General features: G+C 63.0%; 16 protein-coding genes. 3 read left to right on the plus strand and 13 right to left on the minus strand.

The features are described 5' to 3' along the window. Positions 1–118: 118 nt before the first annotated feature. From guaA to PQ627_RS09965, 6 genes are all read right to left on the minus strand, one after another. Positions 119–1708 carry a glutamine-hydrolyzing GMP synthase gene (gene guaA, locus PQ627_RS09940; RefSeq protein ID WP_144659519.1) on the minus strand — a complete coding sequence of 530 codons (1590 nt, stop codon included), beginning with the start codon at positions 1706–1708 and terminating at the stop codon, positions 119–121. A 109-nt stretch (positions 1709–1817) separates the two neighbouring features. After that, positions 1818–2318 carry a DUF3817 domain-containing protein gene (locus tag PQ627_RS09945; protein WP_144659516.1) on the minus strand — a complete coding sequence of 167 codons (501 nt, stop codon included), beginning with the start codon at positions 2316–2318 and terminating at the stop codon, positions 1818–1820. Further along, positions 2315–3190, minus strand: coding sequence for an SURF1 family protein (locus PQ627_RS09950; RefSeq protein ID WP_274260517.1), 876 nt, complete (start codon positions 3188–3190; stop codon positions 2315–2317). Before PQ627_RS09950 ends, PQ627_RS09945 begins: the two co-directional genes overlap by 4 nt. Positions 3191–3270: 80 nt before the next feature. After that, on the minus strand, positions 3271–3759 hold the full coding sequence (locus tag PQ627_RS09955; protein ID WP_144659511.1) for a PTS sugar transporter subunit IIA: 489 nt from the start codon (positions 3757–3759) through the stop codon (positions 3271–3273). Between the two features lie 47 nt (positions 3760–3806). Next, positions 3807–5558, minus strand: coding sequence for a glycerol-3-phosphate dehydrogenase/oxidase (locus tag PQ627_RS09960; RefSeq protein WP_274260521.1), 1752 nt, complete (start codon positions 5556–5558; stop codon positions 3807–3809). Between the two features lie 90 nt (positions 5559–5648). Beyond that, positions 5649–6782 carry a GuaB3 family IMP dehydrogenase-related protein gene (locus PQ627_RS09965; RefSeq protein WP_144659509.1) on the minus strand — a complete coding sequence of 378 codons (1134 nt, stop codon included), beginning with the start codon at positions 6780–6782 and terminating at the stop codon, positions 5649–5651. A 147-nt stretch (positions 6783–6929) separates the two neighbouring features. On the opposite strand from PQ627_RS09965, the gene PQ627_RS09970 reads away from it, so the two are divergent. From PQ627_RS09970 to PQ627_RS09980, 3 genes are read left to right on the plus strand one after another with little or no spacing between them, the layout of a single operon-like run. Further along, a complete protein-coding gene (locus PQ627_RS09970) occupies positions 6930–7829 on the plus strand; it encodes a WXG100 family type VII secretion target (protein WP_144659507.1) in 900 nt (299 codons plus the stop codon). 49 nt (positions 7830–7878) lie between these two features. Further along, positions 7879–8508 (plus strand): hypothetical protein, encoded by a 630-nt coding sequence (locus tag PQ627_RS09975; protein WP_144659504.1) that lies wholly within the window; start codon positions 7879–7881, stop codon positions 8506–8508. A gap of 5 nt (positions 8509–8513) precedes the next feature. Further along, entirely contained in the window at positions 8514–9164 is a 651-nt protein-coding gene (locus PQ627_RS09980) for a hypothetical protein (protein ID WP_274260528.1), read from the plus strand. Here PQ627_RS09980 and PQ627_RS09985 read toward each other — a convergent pair. The 7 genes from PQ627_RS09985 to PQ627_RS10015 form a co-directional block, all read right to left on the minus strand. Then, positions 9161–11059 carry an ABC transporter ATP-binding protein gene (locus PQ627_RS09985; protein WP_274260530.1) on the minus strand — a complete coding sequence of 633 codons (1899 nt, stop codon included), beginning with the start codon at positions 11057–11059 and terminating at the stop codon, positions 9161–9163. The genes PQ627_RS09980 and PQ627_RS09985 overlap by 4 nt on opposite strands. A gap of 89 nt (positions 11060–11148) precedes the next feature. Beyond that, positions 11149–12660, minus strand: coding sequence for an IMP dehydrogenase (gene guaB, locus PQ627_RS09990; RefSeq protein ID WP_144659498.1), 1512 nt, complete (start codon positions 12658–12660; stop codon positions 11149–11151). 204 nt (positions 12661–12864) lie between these two features. After that, positions 12865–14943 (minus strand): acyltransferase family protein, encoded by a 2079-nt coding sequence (locus PQ627_RS09995; RefSeq protein WP_400372929.1) that lies wholly within the window; start codon positions 14941–14943, stop codon positions 12865–12867. Continuing rightward, positions 14940–17051 (minus strand): acyltransferase family protein, encoded by a 2112-nt coding sequence (locus PQ627_RS10000; protein ID WP_274260534.1) that lies wholly within the window; start codon positions 17049–17051, stop codon positions 14940–14942. Before PQ627_RS10000 ends, PQ627_RS09995 begins: the two co-directional genes overlap by 4 nt. Before the next feature lie 286 nt (positions 17052–17337). Further along, entirely contained in the window at positions 17338–18951 is a 1614-nt protein-coding gene (gene groL / locus PQ627_RS10005; RefSeq protein WP_144659493.1) for a chaperonin GroEL, read from the minus strand. An 84-nt stretch (positions 18952–19035) separates the two neighbouring features. Beyond that, complete coding sequence (gene groES / locus PQ627_RS10010) at positions 19036–19332, minus strand: co-chaperone GroES (protein ID WP_018776625.1); 297 nt, start codon at positions 19330–19332, stop codon at positions 19036–19038. Positions 19333–19524: 192 nt separating this feature from the next. Beyond that, entirely contained in the window at positions 19525–19887 is a 363-nt protein-coding gene (locus tag PQ627_RS10015; RefSeq protein ID WP_274260539.1) for a hypothetical protein, read from the minus strand. Between the last annotated feature and the right edge of the window lie 43 nt (positions 19888–19930).

A 19930-nucleotide genomic window follows, 5' to 3' on the forward strand; every position in this document is an offset into this window, starting at 1 on the left:
CGCTGTTCCAACGCGAAATTCACCGGTTTTCACAGCTTGCTGCCCTTCTCATACCACGGGGGAACTGCGCCAAATACAAAGTGGCCGGCCTCCCGAAGGAAGCCGGCCACTCAGAATGCTATTCCCACTCGATGGTTCCCGGTGGCTTGCTGGTGACGTCCAGCACCACACGGTTCACGCCATCCACCTCATTGGTGATGCGGTTGGAGATGCGGGCCAGAAGGTCGTATGGCAAACGCGACCAGTCCGCCGTCATGGCGTCCTCGGAAGATACCGGACGCAGGACGATGGGGTGCCCGTAGGTACGTCCATCACCCTGGACGCCGACGCTGCGGACATCGGCCAGGAGAACCACCGGCATCTGCCAGACGTCGTTGTCCAGGCCTGCGGCCGTCAGTTCCGCGCGGGCAATGGCGTCGGCCTTGCGGAGCAGGTCAAGACGCTCCTTGGTCACTTCACCGACGATGCGGATACCCAAACCCGGGCCGGGGAACGGCTGGCGGCCCACGATTTCCTGGGGCAGTCCAAGCTGTGCACCAACGGCGCGGACTTCGTCCTTGAAGAGGGCGCGCAGCGGCTCAACGAGCTCAAACTGCAGGTCCTCCGGAAGCCCGCCAACGTTGTGGTGGCTCTTGATGTTCGCAGCGCCCTCGCCGCCACCGGATTCGACGACGTCCGGGTAGAGCGTGCCCTGGACCAGGAACTTGATCTTTTCGCCTTCGGCAGCTGCCTGGGCGATGATGGCCCGCTCGGCTTCTTCGAAAGCACGGATGAATTCTCGGCCGATGATCTTGCGCTTGGTTTCGGGATCGCTGACGCCGGCCAGGGCAGAGAGGAAGCGTTCCTGCTCGTTGGCGACATACAGGTTGACACCCGTAGCGGCGACGAAGTCACGTTCGACCTGCTCAGCCTCCCCCTCACGGAGCAAACCGTGATCGACGAAGACACACGTGAGCTGGTCACCAACGGCACGCTGGACAAGTGCAGCCGCAACAGCCGAGTCGACGCCACCGGAGAGGCCACAGATGACCTTGGAGTCCCCGATTTGCTCGCGGATGCGCTCCACCTGCTCTTCGAGGATGTTGCCGGTGGTCCAGTTCGGGCTCAAACCGGCGCCCTTGAACAGGAAGTTTTCCAGGACGTGCTGCCCAAGGACGGAGTGCTTCACTTCCGGGTGCCACTGCACACCGTAAAGGCGCTTCTCGTCGTTGGCGAAGGCAGCGACCGGCGCGCCGGCCGTCGTCGCCAGCACCTCAAAGCCTTCAGGCGCCTCATGGACAGAGTCGCCGTGGCTCATCCAGGTGTTCTGGGAGGCCGGGACGCCGTCGAGGATGGAACGTGCATCTCCCACAAGGAGCGCCTCGGTGGCGCCATACTCACGCAGGCCCGTCTGGGCTACCTTGCCGCCCAGGGCGTTGGCCATGGCCTGGAAGCCGTAGCAGATACCGAAAACGGGAACGCCGGCCTCAAAGAGGTCAGCCTCCACGAACGGGGCACCTTCGGCGTAGACGCTGGAAGGTCCGCCGGAGAGGATGATGGCTGCCGGGTCTTTGGCCAGAAGCTGCTCGGTGGTGAAGGTGTGCGGAACGATTTCCGAATACACATTTGCTTCACGGACGCGGCGGGCAATCAGCTGCGCGTACTGGGCACCGTAGTCAACAACCAGCACCGGCTTCTGTGAAGTCTGGGGTGCGGTGGGAGTAGTCACCAGTCAAGACTACTTTGCCGGACCGCCCCCGTGCACGTTGACAAGGGCGGTCAGCGGCCAAAAGAGGCCATCCCGTTAGGGATCTCACATCGGGGATGCCCGCAGGCTCCTAGTAGCGCTTTGACGCCTGGGGGTTGGCGGCCAATTCCGCCTCCACCTCAGCGTGGAACTTCTTCTCCACGATGAAGGACAGCAGGGGAACAACACCGCCCAAGGCCAGCAGGACCATCTTGGAGAAAGGCCACCGCATCAGGGACCACAGGCGGAAGTTGGAAACGAGGTACACAACGTACATCCAGCCGTGCACGATCAGCACGGTGGTGGAAATGTTGAAACCGCCAATGACACCCTTGGGTTCGGATTCGGCGAAACCGAACCCAAACGGCTGGCCGGTGACCGCGTTGGTGCCACCGGCGAAGAGTGAAACGCCGAATCCATAGCGTGCGATCAGTTCGGCACACAGAAGAAGCAGCATGGCGCCGGTGAGGTACGCCATGACCTTGTAAAACTTCAGGGCCGAACGGATCTGGGCTTCCGTCCCTCCGAAACGCCGCTTCTTGGGCTTCGGTCCTGACTGCTCAGGCTGGATGGCCGGTTTGGGCTCAATCATTGCTGCACCTTAGGTTCTGGGTCTTGACTTGCAGGTTCGGTTGCCGCCGGGACGGCGTCGGGTTCGTCCGGAAACCCGTCGGAGTACTCGTAGTCTTCGTCGTCTTCGTCGTCCTCAAGGTCCCGACGGTAATCGTCACGCACCAGGCGCCACCAGATGAAGACGGAGAAACCGGCAAAGACCACCCATTCCACAGCGTAGAAGAGGTTCAACCAGTTGACCTGCTCCGCCGGTGGCTGTGCCGGGATATTGAGTGCCTTGACGTCTCCGTCCAGCGGGATGGTGGCGCCACCACTGATTTCGGAGGTCGCAGCGATGAAGCCGGGGTAGCTGGAAACTTTCCAGGTATTGATCAGTTCCGCGGTGGAGACCGCTGATGCCCGGCCCGGGCCGGCGTCGACATTTGGTACGGGAGCTTCGGAGGGAAGCAGGCGACCGGTCAGCGTCACAGTGCCCGACGGCGGCGGGCCGGCTTGGGCGGCGTCAGCCACCCAGCCGCGGGCTACTGGAATCCAGGTTTGCGGCGAGGCTGCGACACCCTTGAGCACGGGAGCGTCGTTGACCGCGAAGGCCGAGACGATCCAGAAACCCTTCTGGTTGTTGTACAGGCGCCCCTCCACCAGTACTTGCTTGCCGGGGTCATAACTCCCTGTGGCCGTGACCATCTGGTCCGAAACCGAGCCAGGGAAGAACTGACCCGGCTTGAGTACGTCAGCCAAGGGCTTCACTTCTTCGACGCTGGACGGCGCCGGGGCCTCGTGCTGGGTTGACCGGCTGAGCTGCCATTGACTGAGCAGCACAAACACCGCGGACAGCAGAAGCGCAAAGACCAATCCTGCGATCCAGCGGGGTTTCAGGGCAGTTTTCAACACCCCTTAACCGTACTTCGTCCGGCTGTAGAACAACGAAACGGGCCTCTGCGATGTGGCCTGACGGGAGACCGCACCGGCCCTTAGTGGTCGAAGAACACCAGGCTGGAATTGATGAGTTCGGAAATGACCTCGGGGTCGTGCGCGCGGCGCAGGGATTCCCTGAAGGATTCTTTCGAAAGGGAGCGCGCCAGGGTGGCCAGGACCTCAAGGTGGTCCGAGAAAGAGCTGGCCGGCGTGGCGATGAGCAGGATGAGCGTTGCCGGGCCGTCGGCGGCACCGAAATCCAACGCGTGCCCAAACTTGGTGACCCCAACCGCGATGGAGATCCGGTCCACGAACTCACTGCGGGCATGCGGAAGGCCGATTCCGCCGGGAAGGCCCGTAGCCAGCTGGTGTTCGCGTGAATGCACCTGCTCCAGGAAGCCCTCGAGGTTCGAAATCCTTCCGGCCTGATGGAGTTTATGGGCCAACTGTGCCGCGGCGTCGATCTTGTCCTCGGCAACAAGCTCAAGAATGACCGTGTCCGGGGTGGTCAGTTCCGCGTCGTATCGGTCCAGTGGTTCAGCCAAGTCGTGTTCCCTCCATGTGGCCTGCCGGCCTCAATTCCCTGGGCCGGTCAGCGGAGCGGAACGATGTCATCCACTCCCATGCGCGCGGCATCGGCCGATTCGTCATCGGGTTGCTGTTGGCTCAGTCGCTCAGCCTCCACCCGTGCCAGGTAGTGTTTGATCTCGCTTTCACGCTGGGCATCGCTCCAGCCAAGGATTTCTCCCATCAGCTTAGCCACTACGGGCGCCGCAGACACACCCCGGTCCCAGGCTTCAATGGAGATACGCGTGCGGCGGGTCAAGACGTCGTCGACATGCCGGGCACCCTCATGGGTGGTTGCATAGACAACTTCGGCGGCGAGATAGTCATCGGCCCCCGGCAGCGGCTCCCCCAGCTCGGGCCGTTCGGAGATCACGGACAGCACTTCCGATGCCATGGATCCGAAGCGGTTGAGCAAGTGTTCGACACGCGCCACATGCACCCCGGCCTGCTCGGCGGACCTGCCACGCCTGTTCCAGGCAGCCTTGAATCCTTCGGCACCCAGCAAGGGAATGGTGTCCGTGCAACTGGACGGGACGCGCTCATCCATGGCCCGGGTTGCTTCGTCCACAGCATCCTTGGCCATGACGCGGTAGGTGGTGTATTTGCCTCCCGCCACCACAACAAGGCCGGGAACTGGATGCGCAACGACGTGCTCGCGCGACAACTTGGCGGTGGAGTCGTTGTCCCCGGCCAGGAGCGGGCGCAGACCGGCGTAGACGCCCTCGACATCCTCACGGGTCAGCGGACGTTTGAGCACCTTGTTGACGTGCTCCAGTACGTAGTCGATGTCCTTGCTGGAGGCAGCAGGATGGGCCTTATCCAGCTTCCAGTCGGTGTCGGTGGTCCCGATGATCCAGTGTCTGCCCCAGGGGATCACAAAGAGCACGGACTTTTCCGTCCGAAGAATCAAGCCCACCGTGGACTGGAAGCGGTCGCGTGGCACCACCAGGTGGATGCCCTTGGACGCACGAACCTTCAGCTGGCCGCGGTCGGTGACCATGGCCTGTGTTTCGTCAGTCCACACGCCGGTGGCATTGACCACCTGCTTGGCCCGCACCTCAAAGACGCTGCCGTCTTCCTGGTTTTCCACCTTGGCACCCACCACGCGTTCACCTTCGCGGAGGAAGTCCACTACGCGTACGCGGTTGGCGGCGTGGGCTCCGTAGTGCACGGCGGTCCGGACCAGGTTGACCACCAGCCGGGCATCGTCAACCTGGGCGTCGTAGTAGCGGATGGATCCTACGAAGGCGTCGTCTTTGAGGCTGGGAGCCGCACGCAGTGTGCCACGGCGGAAGAGGTGCTTGTGCATCGGTACGCCGCGGCTGTGGCCGGACGTCAATCCCAGGGTGTCGTACAGCATGATGCCCGCACCCACGTAGGGGCGCTCCCAGAAGCGGTGGGTCAGCGGGTAGAGGAACGGCACCGGCCGGACCAGGTGGGGAGCGATCTGCTGGATCAACAGTCCGCGTTCCTGGAGGGCTTCCTGGACCAGGCCGAAATCCAACATCTCCAGATAGCGGAGGCCACCATGGATGAGCTTGGAGGACCTCGATGACGTACCGGAGGCCCAGTCCCTGGCTTCGACGATCCCAACAGTGAGTCCCCGCGTGACTGCATCCAATGCAGCCCCGGCGCCCACCACGCCACCACCGACGATCAGGATGTCCAGTTCCTTGCCGGGCTCGGCAGTGGATTTCAGGACATCAATGGATGCGGCACGGGACTCCGGGCTCAGTGCTCCCGGAGATGCCTGCGGACCGCCTGCGACATTGCTCATCGGACCCCTCCTCAAACGCAACAGCTGGTAATCCCCTACCCTACTTGCTGCCCGTCGAGTTGGGCAGGGCTGCTGTTCCGTCCCGAAGGTTTAGCCGAGATACGGCGAGACGACGACGTCGACCCGCTGGAATTCCTTCAAGTCCGAGTATCCGGTGGTCGCCATGGAACGGCGCAGGGCGCCGATCAGGTTGGATGTTCCGTCCGTGTGGTGACCGGGCCCGAACAGGACTTCCTCGAGCGGCCCAACAGTGCCAACGTTGACACGGTCGCCGCGGGGGGACTCCAGGTGGTGGGCTTCCGGACCCCAGTGCCAGCCGCGGCCCGGGGCTTCTTCGGCGCGGGCAAGGGCACTGCCGAGCATGACGGCGTCAGCGCCCATGGCGATGGCCTTGACGATGTCGCCTGAGCGGCCCATGCCGCCGTCGGCAATGACATGGACGTAACGTCCGCCGGACTCATCCATGTAGTCACGGCGTGCTGCGGCGACGTCGGAAATGGCCGAGGCCATCGGCGAGTGGATGCCCAACGCGCGGCGGGTGGTGGTCGTGGCGCCGCCGCCGAAGCCGACCAGGACGCCGGCCGCGCCGGTCCGCATCAGGTGCAGGGCGGGGGTGTATCCGGCCGCGCCACCGACGATGACGGGAACATCGAGTTCGTAGATGAACTGCTTGAGGTTCAGTGGCTCGTGGTTCTTGGAGACGTGCTCGGCGGAGACGGTTGTGCCGCGGATGACAAAGATATCGACGCCGGCAGCCACCACGGTCTTGTAGTGTTCCTGGGTGCGCTGCGGGGTAAGTGAACCTGCCACGGTCACGCCTGCGGCGCGGATCTCGGCCAAGCGGGAGCTGATAAGTTCCGGCTGCACTGGAGCCTGGTAGAGATCCTGCATGCGCCGCGTCACGGCCGGGCTGCTGGTCTCGTCGGCCAAGCCGGCGATCTCGTCAAGGACCTTCTGCGGGTCCTCGTACCGGGTCCACAGTCCTTCAAGGTCCAGGACGCCGAGACCGCCCAAACGCCCCAAGGCGATGGCGGACTCCGGCGACATCACCGAGTCCATCGGTGCAGCGATGACGGGCATGTCGAACTTGTAGGCGTCGATCTGCCACGAAACCGAGACGTCCTTCGGGTCACGCGTCCGTCGGTTCGGAACGATCGCGATGTCATCCAGGGAGTAGGCACGACGCCCACGCTTGCCACGGCCAATCTCAATCTCATAAGTCACGGCTCTAACTTTACTGGACCCCTCGCGCAACCTGGCACCGCCCCGCAGGCCGGGCAGCTTTCCACATGGGCAGCTGTGCCCATGGCAGCATCCTTTGCGGATCAGATAGCCTGCGGAAAACACACGTACACCATGCAAGGGGGACCCATGGCGCCTGGACTCTACGGAGCCGACATTGAACAGCTTCGGTCGTTATCCAAACAAATGGGACAGGCCGGGAGCCGGCTCCAGAACCAGGAACTCCAGATCAACGGCCTGATCTCCACGGTTGCATGGAAAGGAACCGACGGAGAGCGTTTCCGCCGCGAATGGAGCAGCACCCTGCGGCCCCTGTTGCACAAAGCCTCCCGTTCCCTGGAGGACGTTTCCAAAACACTGCGGACCCAGGCTGACGAACAGCAGCAGGCCAGTACCCAGGGTGGGTCCTCCAGTGGAGGGTCTACAGGGGCCAACAGCCCGCAGACTCCCGGTGGCACCGTCAGCGACGACACTCCGACCACTGGTTGGGAGGGACTTTTGGGCGTCACCGGCAGCCAGGGATGGTGGGCCGGGAACGCACTCGTGACTGCCAACGGTTTGGCTGCGGACTCGATCCTGGCCCGGATGGCCAAGGGCGGGTTGGTTACGGAGCTAACCAAGTGGCCCTGGCTCAGCGCACAGTACGGCCAGGCCGCCGGCGCCGGATATGTCAAGGGCACCCAGCTTCTGAACGGCACTTCCATGCTCGGGCGGCTCTCGGGGGCCTTGGGGTTCGTCACTGGCGGAATTCAGGTCTACCAAGGATTCCAGACGGGACATCCCGGAATGGCGGTGGACGGCGGGATCTCTGCTGCCTTGGCAGTGGGCAGCTTTTTTCCGGTGGTTGGCCCCGCCTGCGCCGTTGCCGGCATCGCTTGGGGTGGCCTGGGCCTGTTGGCTACCAACATGGGCTACGACTCCGCGTCTTCGATGATCGCTGACGGCGCCAAGCATGTCTGGGAGGGTGCCCAGGACGCCGCTGGAGCAATAGCCGACGGCGCCAAGAAGGTCTGGGGATGGCTCACCTGACCGCGCCGCTTCATAGACTGGACAGAGAACCGCACAAAAGAAGGCAGAAATGACCACCCAGACCGAAGAAAACCAGGCACTGCTCATCACCGAACATGAGCTCATTGCACTCATCGCGCTGGCTGGCACCGATGGCGCCCTGAGGTGCCAGACCCTGTTCCGCCTGGACCACGCAGCCGGGTCGCCGCTGGAACAGGCCGGTGTTGCGACGCTGTTGGAACGCGGGTTGATGAAGATAGAAAACGACGCACTCCTTCCGGTTGGGCCGGCCGCCACGGTGACAGCAGTCCTTGCCGATGCCACAGCCTGGTTGGAAACAGCCCTCGTCACCCCGGCCTCGGAGCACGTTTCCTTCATGTTCGGCGCAGAGCAGGGCGCCCTGTTGCTCAATCTGAGCAAGTACGGCGTTCACGAGCTGCACCCCATTACGGGCGCTGAAGGCATGGTCACCACTGCAGTGCAGATGGCCGACTACTACCTGAACCAAGCGCCGGACGGCTTCCCCGCAGCCGCCACCACGCGCCGACACTTTGACGACGGAACCTCCCGCGCAGTGCACGTCAAAGCTGAGGCCGATGGTTCCCTGTCGATCGCCGCCGGCGAAGGCGAAAACCTCGACTCGACGGCCCTTACACGTGATCAACTCGACGCCCGCGTCCGTGCAGGCCTGGAGCGATAACCCGGGTGAGTTACCAGTCAGGCCCCGCACCGCTGTTCCACTCAGACCGCTCCCTGGACTACTGGCTTTCCCCCGAGCTTGCTGCCATCACACCGGCAAATGCACGCTCACGCCTGCGTGAGCTCGCCGGCGCCCGGGGTGCATACATGGGCGCGTGGGCTGCCGGAATCGGCGTCGGCGCCGTCCTTGTCTTTCTGGGCGTAGTCCTGTCAGTCCGGCTCGGCACGCTCGTAACGCTTCCTGCGCTCGGCCTTCCCGGCGCCGCCCTCGGCGCACTGTGCGGAATCTTCTTCGTGCGGGTTCGGAACCGGTTGCCGCGCACAAGCCGGGCCCTGGTCAATCGTGGGCCTGGGAGCCTGCGGGGTGCGCTCTCTTTCGTGGCGTTCGTCCTGCTCGTTTTCATGGGGCTGTTCGCCTTCACGGCCAAACCCTCAACGTGGCAGGATCCTGACGCACTGCTGACTCTGGCCTTGGTTCTCGCCTTTATGGTCTCCCTCCTTGTGGTTGGGATCATCGTCCCGGCCACGATCATGGGCCGTTCGAGGGAATCGCTTCGGCGCAGGGCTGCAGTTGACCCACGCTTCAGGGCGCTGCTGGAACAAGACCTCGCCACCTGGCGTGATCCCTACGGAGAAGCCGGATACGGCCCGCTCTAAGCCTCGGGGGCCGCCCGGCTTGCCTCGTCCACGGAAAGCTGGGATTCGAACATCCGGAAGTAACGGCCCCGGAGCGCGACCAATTCCTTGTGGGTTCCTTGCTCCGCGATGCGCCCATCTTCGAGCATGTAGACGATGTCGGCCTTCTCAATCGTGGCGAGGCGGTGGCTGATGGCGATGATGGTGCTGCTGCGGTCCGCGAAAAGCCTGGTGAAGATCCGGTGTTCAGCCAAGGCGTCGATGGCCGAGGTGGGCTCGTCCATCACCATGAACGAAGCGTCCCGGTAGAAGTTGCGGGCCATTGCCAGCCGCTGCCACTGCCCGCCGGACAGCCCGCTCCCCTTGCGCCCGCGTGGATCCTCCATCCAGTTGCTGACGTGGTTCTCCAGTCCATTGGGCAGCTTGTTGATGAAGTCCATGGCCTCGGCGTCGGCTGCCGCCCTGCGGATGCGGGGATCGTCCCGGGGCAGGTCGACGTCGCCGAGATAGATGTTCTCTGCTGCGGTGGCGAACTCATACTTGAGGAACTCCTGGCTGAGGACCGCCAAGTGCCGGTGCCAGCTGGTCACGTCGATGCCGGCCAGATCCTTGCCGTCCAGCAGGACCTGGCCTGAATCAGGCCGGTACAGCCCGGCCAGTATCCGGATCAAAGTGGACTTTCCCGCACCGTTCTCCCCCACGATCGCGATGTGTTGGCCGGCCCTGATGGTCATGGATATACCTTTGATGACCTCGATGTCGCTGCCGGTATAGCTGAAGTGGATGTCCCTCAGTTCGACGGTGGTGGGCGACGCGGCGAGGGGCTCCTCCTTGCCGCTGGGCACGGGCAAGGCCATGAACAGTTCATAGTCCTTGAGGTTGGCCAGGTCCTCGTCGATGGAACTGAGCGACGACACCAGGTTGTTGGCCGTGGAGAGGGCCCGGCTCACAATCTGTTGCACATACAGGAATTGGCCCACAGGCTGCGCCCTGGCAATGATTTGCCCCACCACCCACACCAGTGACACAACTTCGGCACCGTACTGCAGCGAGTCGGCAGCCAGCTGTTTGGGAATGTACCGCTTTTGGAAATCCAGTCGCCTGCGTTCGTCGGCATCCCGCAAGCGGGAGCGCAAATCCATGAGGTAGCCAACAATGCCGTAAAGCCTCATCTCGGCGATATGTTGAGGCCGGAGCAGGTTCTGCTCGATCATCCTGCGTTGGCGCCGCGAGTCCACTTGGGTGTTCCAGTGGGCTATTTGTTCCCGGGACAACTTGAACTGCAGGTACACGCTGGGCACGATCGCCACCAGGACTATCACCGCGATCCACCAGCTCACCAACAGCAGCGCGCCAACGGCGAGGATCACCGAGACGAGCTGGGTGAAAATCGCCGCGATCCGGTCCAGGACCCGCGCATAGGAATCAGAGAAGCGCTTGGCGCGGTCGTAGAGATCCACCGTCTCTTTGTCGTCATAACGCCAGAAGTCCAAGGCGAGGAACCGCTGGTACATCAGGTCGCCCACAATGGCCCCGACCCTGAAGCTCATCAACTGTTGGATGTAGCGGTCCACGCTGCTGAAGGCGCCCCAGAACAGGCCCAAAGCCGCGGTGATGATGACGTAGAGAACTGCCCGCGGACCGGCGTCGGGGTCTCCTGCGTAGCCGGCCGCCAAGGCCGTGGTGGTCAACGACGCGAAGTACGTGGTGACCAAGGGCAGGGTGGCGGAGATGACCGAGCCCAGGACCTTCATGATCACCGCTGCCGGTGAGGCGTTGAAACTCACCTTCAAGACCTGCCCGACGGCGCGGGCGTACGGCCGCAAAGCCAGCTTGCGGGGCGGTGTTTTGCCGGGTGGGACCGGGTGAAGCGGGACCGACTCCGGGTGCCGCGGTTTTGCGGGCTGCTCTGACATGTGCCCAGCCTATTCCTGTAGGCGGACATCGAGGGTCGGGTGGTTAAACAACTGATCCCCGCGGAGAATCCGCGGGGATCAGTAAGTGCTTAGCGCGAGTTGTAATTCGGCGCTTCGACGGTCATCTGGATATCGTGCGGGTGCGATTCCTTCAAACCTGCAGGAGTGATGCGGACGAACTTGCCGCGTGCCTTGAGTTCGGCGATGGTCGGCGCGCCCGTGTAGAACATGGTCTGGCGGAGGCCGCCGACCAGCTGGTAGGCCACCGATGCCAGCGGGCCACGGAAGGCGACACGTCCCTCGATGCCTTCGGGGATGAGCTTGTCGTCGCCGGAGACATCTGCCTGGAAGTAGCGGTCCTTGGAGTAGGAGGTGTTCTTGCCACGGGACTGCATGGCGCCCAGGGAACCCATTCCGCGGTAGCTCTTGAACTGCTTGCCGTTGACGAAGATGAGCTCTCCGGGGGACTCTTCACAGCCTGCAAGGAGGGAGCCCAACATGACGGTGTCGGCTCCGGCAACCAGTGCCTTGCCGATGTCGCCCGAGTACTGCAGGCCGCCGTCGGCGATCAGGGGAACGCCTGCGGGGATGGCAGCCTTGGCGGATTCGTAGATGGCGGTGATCTGCGGGACGCCAACGCCGGCAACAACGCGGGTGGTGCAGATGGATCCGGGACCAACGCCAACCTTGATGCCGTCAGCGCCGGCGTCGATCAATGCCTGGGCGCCTTCGCGGGTGGCGGCCTGGCCACCGATGACGTCCACGTGGGCAGCGACGGGATCGGACTTCAAGCGGCGGATCATGTCCAGGACGCCCTGGGAGTGGCCATTGGCGGTGTCCACGAACAGCGCATCCACACCGGCGTCGATCAGCTTCATGGCGCGTTCCCAGCCGTCACCGAAGAAGCCGATGGCAGCGCCCACCCGGAGGCGGCCTTCGTCGTCCTTGGTGGCAAGCGGGTACTGCTCTGCCTTGGTGAAGTCCTTGGTGGTGATGAGGCCCTTCAAACGGCCTTGCTCGTCCACCAGCGGGAGCTTCTCGATCTTGTTGGTGGCCAGCTTGTGCGAGGCTTCTTCCCGGCTGATGCCCACGTGCCCGGTGATGAGCGGCATCTTGGTCATGGTGTCGCTGACGCGGCGCGTCGGGAACTCGGACTCGGGGATGAAGCGGGTGTCGCGGTTGGTGACGATGCCAAGGAGCCGTCCCTCGGGATCCACTACCGGAAGGCCGGAGACACGGTAACGGGAGCACAGTTCGTCGAGCTCCTGGAGCGTGGCTTCCGGGTTGATGGTCAGCGGGTTGGTGATCATGCCGGACTCGCTGCGCTTGACGCGGTCCACGTGCTCAGCCTGGTCGTCGATGGCGAGGTTGCGGTGAACCACGCCCAGGCCACCCTGACGTGCCATGGCGATGGCCATGCGGGATTCGGTGACGGTGTCCATCGCAGCGGAAAGCAAAGGCGTCTGCACGCTGATGCGCTTGGAAATCCTGGAGGAAGTGTCGGCCTCGGACGGAATGACATCCGTGTGTCCCGGGAGCAACAGAACGTCGTCGTAGGTCAGGCCAATGAGGCCAAAGGGATTGTGTTCGGGCTGGGTCATGAGTGCGCCTCTTACCTTTGTTCCGGGGGCTTAACTGGTAGGGGTTGCAACTGATGACCAGCCCGTCATTACGGGACTGGCCTGTGCAGAAGTGTTGAATAAATAGTAGAACCTCAGCGGCGATCGCCATATTCCGTAACGCCGGAGTGTGAGCAACAGCACTGGCGGCAGGCCGCCGTCGTCCGATTCCCTTGTGACGGAGACCTAGCTGGCCGTCCAGCCGGTGGCCGCCAGAAGGCGTTGCTCGAACATCGGGATCATGCTTTGCACATACGTCTTGGTGAGGTGGTTGTCGTCCTTGTAGACGTAGACGTTGCCCACCACAGCCGGACACGTTCCTTGCTCACAGATGAAGTCGCTCATATCCATCAGATACAGGCGATCGACCTTGCCTACGTAGTCATCCAACGGCGACGATTCAGCCAAGGACTCCTGCAAAGGTGCGTTGCAATCGGGTGAGTCCGGGCCCTTCTTCTGCACGCATTCGGGCATGTTGATGCTGAAGCGTGGATTGTCGCGGATTCCCACGACGTCGATCCCCGCATCCGTGAACGGCTTGATGCCGTCCAGGTAACCGGGCACCTCCGTTTCGAACGGGGCATCCGCGTGCGTCAGCGAAGCAACCGTGAACACGGCGTCAGGCTTGTGCTCCATCACGTAGTTGGCGCTGGCCTTGTTGAATTCATTGCATTCGTCCGTGCGTTCCGGGGATTCGGCCCCGAAACGGCAGCTGCCTTTGAGCAGCGTCACTACTTCCCAGCCGTGCTGCTTGGCGATGGGGCCCAGGGCCGCCATGTATTGCTGGGCATGCGAATCCCCCAGCACCACGATTTCCTTGGTGACGTTCTCAGGTTTGTCGTTCTGCAGGCAACCCTGGAGCAAGGGATCGCTGGGTACGTTGTCCCCCGTGCACAGGCCGTCGATGTCGGCCCATTCGTCCTTCATGGCTCCCGGAGCGGGAATGATCATGGCTTCCTGCGCCGGTTGTCCCGCGAACTCGGGCGACAACGCTGCGGCACCTGGCGTCAGTTCCTTGGGCTGGCCCGCGATCGCGGCGTCTTCGGCCGCTATGACACCCTGCCAGACGGTAACGGGCATCGCCAGCAGCGCACCGCAGGCGGCAATGACGACGGCGGCACGCCAGGACCGTACGGCCGGCCACTCCCAGCGGCGCATGGGTTCCTCCACGAACCTCGTGGTGCCGACGGCGAGCAGCATGGACACAGCCATGATGCCAAGTCCCTGGAACAGCCCCGGAGCTGTGGTGCCGCTGACCAGCAGGAAAAACACCAGCACCGGCCAGTGCCACAGGTAGAGGGCGTAGGAGTTGTTTCCCACCAGGACCAAAGGTCGCGAGGCCAGGAAACGGTCCGCACCGAATCGGCTGTTGCTTTGCCCAGCGACGATCACCGCTGCCGCGGCCAGCGTGGGCCAGAGCGCGATGAATCCTGGAAAGGAGCGGTCCACTGTCAGCACCAGGCCGCAAGCGAGCATCGCCGTGATACCGGCCCAGCCAAGGAACACCCGGAGCTTGCGTCCCGGTTTCAGGTACGGCAGCGCCAGTGCCAGCAGGGACCCCAGCGCAAATTCCCACAGCCGGGCGCGGGTATCGAAATACGCATACTCCTGGTTGTTGGCTGTCTGGTCGATGGAAAACACCAAGGATGCAAGGAACACAGCGCCAAATACGACCAAGAGCAGCTTCCGATGCGTCAACGCCTTCCCCGGGAAGAACCTGGCCAACCTCGGTTGCAGCAGGGCAACTGCGGCGAAGATCAGGGGCCACAGGATGAACACCTGGCCCTGGACGGACAACGACCAGAAATGCTGAAGGGGACTGGCCCCGGAATGGTTTTGGGCGTAGTAGTCAACGGCGTTGTCGGCGAGCTGCCAATTCTGGCGGTAGAAGAGCGATGCCCAGGCTTCGGCGAGGACATCCGGCCACCGGCTCTGCGGGATGAAGGCCCAGGTGGCGGCCAGGACACCCAACAGGACCACGACGACGGCTGGCAGCAGCCGCTTGAACACGTGCAGCCAGTGCCGCAACAGCTTCAACGGCGAACCGGTTTCGAGTTTCCGGGTGAACGATAACGTCAGCAGGAAAGCCGAGATGAGCAGGAAGACATCCACGCCGCCGGACACCTTGCCCAGCCAGATGTGGTAAGCCGCCACCATGAGCACTGCCAGGGCACGCAGGCCCTGGACCTCCGGACGGAAGCCGCGTTCCGGCGTCGTGCCTTGAACCGCGCTGCGCGCGGCCGTGCTGGTACGGATGCTCATCATTGTTGCCACCCCGTAGCGGCAAACCACCTCTCATCAAGCATGTCCGTCATGCTCTTCACATAGGTCTTGGTCAGATGGTTGTCGTCCAGGTAGACGAAGGTATTTCCGATGATCGGCGGACAGTAGATCCCTATGCAGATCACGTCAGTCATGTCGATGAGGAAAAGGTCCTGGAACTTGCCCGTCACTTCCTCGAAAGGACTTGGTTCGGCCAGGACGTCAGCTTTGAGCGGGCGGCAGTCCGGGCTGTCCACGCCTTTGTTGAGGGTGCAGTCAGTCAGGCTGTAGGTGAACCGGGGGTTGTCCCGGATGGCGATGACCTGGGTTCCGCGCGCGGTGATTTCAGAGACAAGTTCCTCGAACCCGCGGGTCAGTTTCTCGTCAGGCTCGGACGGTTCAGCCTTGGTGCCCACCGTGAAGACAGCGTCGGGTGCATGTTCAGCGATGTGCTGGCGGACTTCCTGGTTGAACTGGTTGCATACGGGTTCGACGTCGGGATCGTCGGAAGCGAACGGACAGGCCCCGTACAGCAAGGCGTACAACTTCCAGTGGTGCTCCTCGGCCAGTTGCCCCAGGGCGGCAAGCCACTGTTGGGAATGCGAGTTACCCACCACGAGCACGGTCTTGGTGGCGTCGGAGCCGACGTCGTTTTGCTGGCAGTTATCCTGGAGCAGCTGCGATTCGGGCTTGGTATCACCTGAACAGCCGTCCGGGAGCTTGGCCCAGTCACGTCCGATTCGTTCCGCAGAAGGCTGCGTGAGGGCGTTCGGGGCGATCTGGTTCACGTAGCCAGGCAGGAGGGACTTGGCGCCGGGGTTGTCAAAGACCATCCGCGCCTGTGCGGCTTGTTCATCCAAGTCCAGTTTGTACTGGAATCCAAGGAGGGGCGCCGAGGCCACTGCCACGCAGGCCGCAATGGCGACAATCGCACGACGACGCTTCACTTCGGGCCACTTCCACTGGCGGAAGGGCTTCTCAATGTATTTCGTGGTGAGGAAGGCCAACACCAGCGAGAGGCCGATGATCGCAGTACCGGAGAGCCAGCCGGCATGGTCCTTGCCGCTCCAAGCCAGGGCGATGACCAGGATGGGCCAGTGCCACAGGTAGAGGGCGTAGGAGTTGTCGCCCAGGCGGACCAGGAACTTGGAACTCAGAATCCGGTCAACCCCGAAGCGGCTGCCCGTCTGGCCTGCCGCGATCACCGCGACGGCAGCAAGGGTGGGCCACAACGCCACGAAGCCCGGGAAAGCGGTTTGGACCTGCAGCACGATGCCGCAAGTGAGCATGGCGACGACGCCGACCCAGCCCATCACTACCCGGACGGGTTTGGTGAAGTTCAAGCCAGGCAGGATCAGGGCAAGCAAGGTGCCCAAGGCGAATTCCCACAGGCGGGCGAAGGTATCGAAGTAGGCCACTGCCTGGTTGGTCGCCGTGAAAATGATGGAGTAGATGAACGAGGCCAGGAAAATGATCCCGAAGACGTACACCAAGGTGGCCCGGTACCTGAGGGCGAAGCGCCGGCAAACAAGCGCGACGACGGCAAAGATGACCGGCCAGATAATGAAGACCTGGCCTTGGATGGACAGCGACCAGAAATGCTGGACCGGGCTGGCCAGGCTGTGGTCTGTGGCGTAGTAATCTACCGCAAGCTTTTGCAGCAGCCAGTTCTCGTAGTAGAACAACGAAGCCCACGCCTGCTGGACAATCTCCGCCCATCGAGTGGGAGGCAGGAGGACGAAAGTCGCCCCCAAGGTCCCCAGAAGGACAACAACGACGGCGGGCAGCAGTCGCCTGAACAGGTGCAGCCAGTGCCGCAGGAGGTCCATCGGACGGCCCTGTTTGTAACGCCCCGTGAACTGCAGCGTCATGAGGAACGCCGAGATGAGCAGGAAGACGTCCACACCGCCGGAAACCCTGCCGATCCAGATGTGGTAGCTCACCACCATGAGGACGGCGAGGGACCTGAGTCCTTGGATTTCAGGGCGGAACTTTGACTTTCCAACGGGACCGGAAGCCCGCCTACTACGGTGGGCGGCGGGGGTCGTCGTTGGGGTAGTCACGTGAGGCAGTTCCTTAAAGCAAGTGGCACAGCGGGTGGCACAAAGCATCCATAATACGCGGTTTTGGCCCACCGCTCATGTCAATTTGGTTCCCCGCGGGGGCTTCCGCAGGTCAATTAGTCCACCTTCCGCTATGGATTTACCGTGCTGGACCTGTGCTTGGCCTGTGGCTGGCAGAGCCAATGTGGCCATGACGTGGCAAAACGATACTAAGTGTTCTTACTCAATGTGACCGGCGAAAATGTGATGCATCCCACCTAAAATCGTCGGCGGAAGGGCAGCAAAAAGCCCCGGCCACTTCGAGAGCGGCCGGGGCTTTCCGGAACAGGCAAGCCTAGTGCTGGTGGCCTGCGTGTGCGTCTTCTTCCTCAGCCGGCTTCTCGGCAACCAGGGTCTCGGTGGTGAGAACCAGGGCTGCGATGGATGCGGCGTTGCGCAGTGCCGAACGGGTGACCTTGACGGGGTCGATCACGCCCGCGCCGATCAGGTCCTCGTACTCGCCGGACTTGGCGTTGAAGCCGTGGTTGGCTTCGAGCTCGGAGACCTTTGCAGCAACGACGAAGCCGTCGAAACCGGCGTTCTGGGCGATCCAGCGCAGCGGCTGGACCAGGGCGCGGCGGACGATGCCGACAGCAGCGGCAGCGTCGCCTTCGAGGCCCTTGACGGCCGGGGACTCATCCAGTGCCTTGAGGGCGTGGATGAGGGCCGAGCCGCCACCGGAAACGATGCCTTCTTCGAGGGCTGCACGCGTGGAGGACACAGCGTCCTCGATGCGGTGCTTCTTTTCCTTCAGCTCAACTTCGGTGGCTGCGCCAACCTTGATGACGCCGATGCCGCCGGCCAGCTTGGCCAGGCGCTCCTGCAGCTTCTCACGGTCCCAGTCGGAGTCGGTGCGGGTGAGCTCTGCACGCAGCTGTGCAACGCGGTCTGCAACGTCCTGCTCCGTTCCGGCACCGTCCACAATGGTGGTGTTGTCCTTGGTGACCGTGATGCGGCGTGCCGTACCCAGTACCTCGAGGCCAACGGTGTCCAGGCTGAGGCCGAGGTCCGGGGAAACAACCTGCGCACCCGTCAGGGTGGCGATGTCCTGCAGCATGGCCTTGCGGCGGTCGCCGAAGCCGGGAGCCTTGACGGCAACAACGTTGAGCGTGCCGCGGATGCGGTTGACGATCAGCGTCGACAGGGCTTCGCCTTCAATGTCCTCGGCAATGATGAAGAGGGGCTTGTTGGCCTGCAGGGCCTTCTCCAGCAGCGGCAGGAAGTCCTGCAGCGAGGAGATCTTGCCCTGGTTGATCAGGATGAGGGCGTCCTCGAGGACAGCTTCCTGGCGCTCTGCGTCGGTGACGAAGTACGGGGACAGGTAGCCCTTGTCGAACTGCATGCCTTCGGTGAGGACCAGCTCGGTCTGGGTGGTGGAGGACTCTTCGATGGTGATGACGCCATCCTTGCCCACCTTGCCGAAGGCTTCGGCCAGCAGCTCGCCAACTTCATCGCTCTGCGCGGAGATGGCTGCAACGTTGGCTACCTGGGTGCCTTCGACTTCGCGGGCGTTCTCCAGCAGGCGGGCAGCGACAGCTTCAACCGCAACTTCGATGCCGCGCTTGATCTCACCCGGTGCGGCGCCGGCTGCAACGTTGCGCAGGCCTTCCTTGACCAGGGCCTGTGCAAGCACGGTGGCAGTGGTGGTGCCGTCACCGGCGACGTCGTTGGTCTTGGTGGCGACTTCCTTGGCCAGCTGTGCGCCAAGGTTCTCGTAGGGGTCGTCGAGCTCGACTTCACGGGCGATGGTGACGCCATCGTTGGTGATCGTGGGGGCGCCCCACTTCTTGTCCAGGACGACGTTGCGGCCGCGCGGGCCCAGCGTCACCTTGACAGTGTTGGCGAGCTTGTCGATACCGGCCTCAAGCGACCGGCGGGCAGCATCGTTAAAAGCAAGCTGCTTTGCCATGGTTGTGTCCTTTCGAGACAGAAAACCCGCACCGCTGACGCTCGGAATGATTCCAACGCGACGGCGGTGCGGGGCTCCAGGAAGTTACTTTACGACGATCGCGAGGACGTCGCGGGCGGACAGAACGAGGTACTCGCTGCCACCGGTCTTGACTTCGGTTCCACCGTACTTGGAGTAGATGACGACGTCGCCGACAGCTACGTCCACCGGTACGCGGTTGCCGTTGTCATCGAAGCGGCCGGGGCCGATTGCAACGACTTCGCCTTCCTGCGGCTTCTCCTGTGCGGAGTCCGGAATAACCAGGCCGGAAGCCGTGGTCTGCTCTGCTTCGAGCGGGCGAACAACAATACGATCCTCAAGAGGCTTAATCGAGACCGACACTCGGACTCTCCTTTTCATGAGCTGATTCATGGACTAAGAACTAGGGTGCCGTGGCGTTCAACCGTCGTCGCGGTGCCGGTGGACGCCTGGCGGGATTAGCACCCTCACGGGGAGAGTGCTAACTAGACTCTATGTAAGGCGTTAGCACTCGGTCAAGGTGAGTGCCAGCATTTCGTCATCGGTGAACCGGGGTCACTGGTCCCGGAGGTCGTCGAGGTCGTAGTCTTCGCCGTCGTCGTCTCCGTCCAAGGAGCCGCTGCCGCGATTGACGTACAGGACCACCGCGGAGGCCACCGCCACGACGCCGGAGATCACCAGCGCGATGACGCCACCCAGGCGCGCACCACTGTAGAGTTCGCGGATGTCCCGCGCCTCATCTGTGGCGTCGCTGACGCTCTTGCCGGTCACGGAATAGGCCGCGGCGTTGAAGGAGTCCAGCGCGAAAATGACAATCAACAAACCGATGCAGACCACCGCGATGACAGCTCCCGCGATCAGGGCTGGACGGGCGTACTTGATGAGGCGGGAGGGCGGCGGGGCTGCGTTGTCTTCCATAAAAACAACCCTATCCGGCTGATTCCACAGTCACACCGCCATG

It is taken from the genome of Paenarthrobacter sp. AB444 (genome assembly GCF_028736865.1).
GTDB lineage: Bacteria > Actinomycetota > Actinomycetes > Actinomycetales > Micrococcaceae > Arthrobacter > Arthrobacter nicotinovorans_B.

What these genes read in the sequence shown, in the direction of transcription:
- PQ627_RS09945 (WP_144659516.1), bottom strand. Translation starts at nt 2,318, where the DNA reads ATGATTGAGCCCAAACCGGCCATCCAGCCTGAGCAGTCAGGACCGAAG.
- PQ627_RS09960 (WP_274260521.1), bottom strand. Translation starts at nt 5,558, where the DNA reads ATGAGCAATGTCGCAGGCGGTCCGCAGGCATCTCCGGGAGCACTGAGC.
- PQ627_RS09970 (WP_144659507.1), top strand. Translation starts at nt 6,930, where the DNA reads ATGGCGCCTGGACTCTACGGAGCCGACATTGAACAGCTTCGGTCGTTA.
- PQ627_RS09975 (WP_144659504.1), top strand. Translation starts at nt 7,879, where the DNA reads ATGACCACCCAGACCGAAGAAAACCAGGCACTGCTCATCACCGAACAT.
- PQ627_RS09985 (WP_274260530.1), bottom strand. Translation starts at nt 11,059, where the DNA reads ATGTCAGAGCAGCCCGCAAAACCGCGGCACCCGGAGTCGGTCCCGCTT.
- guaB (WP_144659498.1), bottom strand. Translation starts at nt 12,660, where the DNA reads ATGACCCAGCCCGAACACAATCCCTTTGGCCTCATTGGCCTGACCTAC.
- PQ627_RS09995 (WP_400372929.1), bottom strand. Translation starts at nt 14,943, where the DNA reads ATGATGAGCATCCGTACCAGCACGGCCGCGCGCAGCGCGGTTCAAGGC.
- PQ627_RS10000 (WP_274260534.1), bottom strand. Translation starts at nt 17,051, where the DNA reads ATGCTTTGTGCCACCCGCTGTGCCACTTGCTTTAAGGAACTGCCTCAC.
- groL (WP_144659493.1), bottom strand. Translation starts at nt 18,951, where the DNA reads ATGGCAAAGCAGCTTGCTTTTAACGATGCTGCCCGCCGGTCGCTTGAG.
- PQ627_RS10015 (WP_274260539.1), bottom strand. Translation starts at nt 19,887, where the DNA reads ATGGAAGACAACGCAGCCCCGCCGCCCTCCCGCCTCATCAAGTACGCC.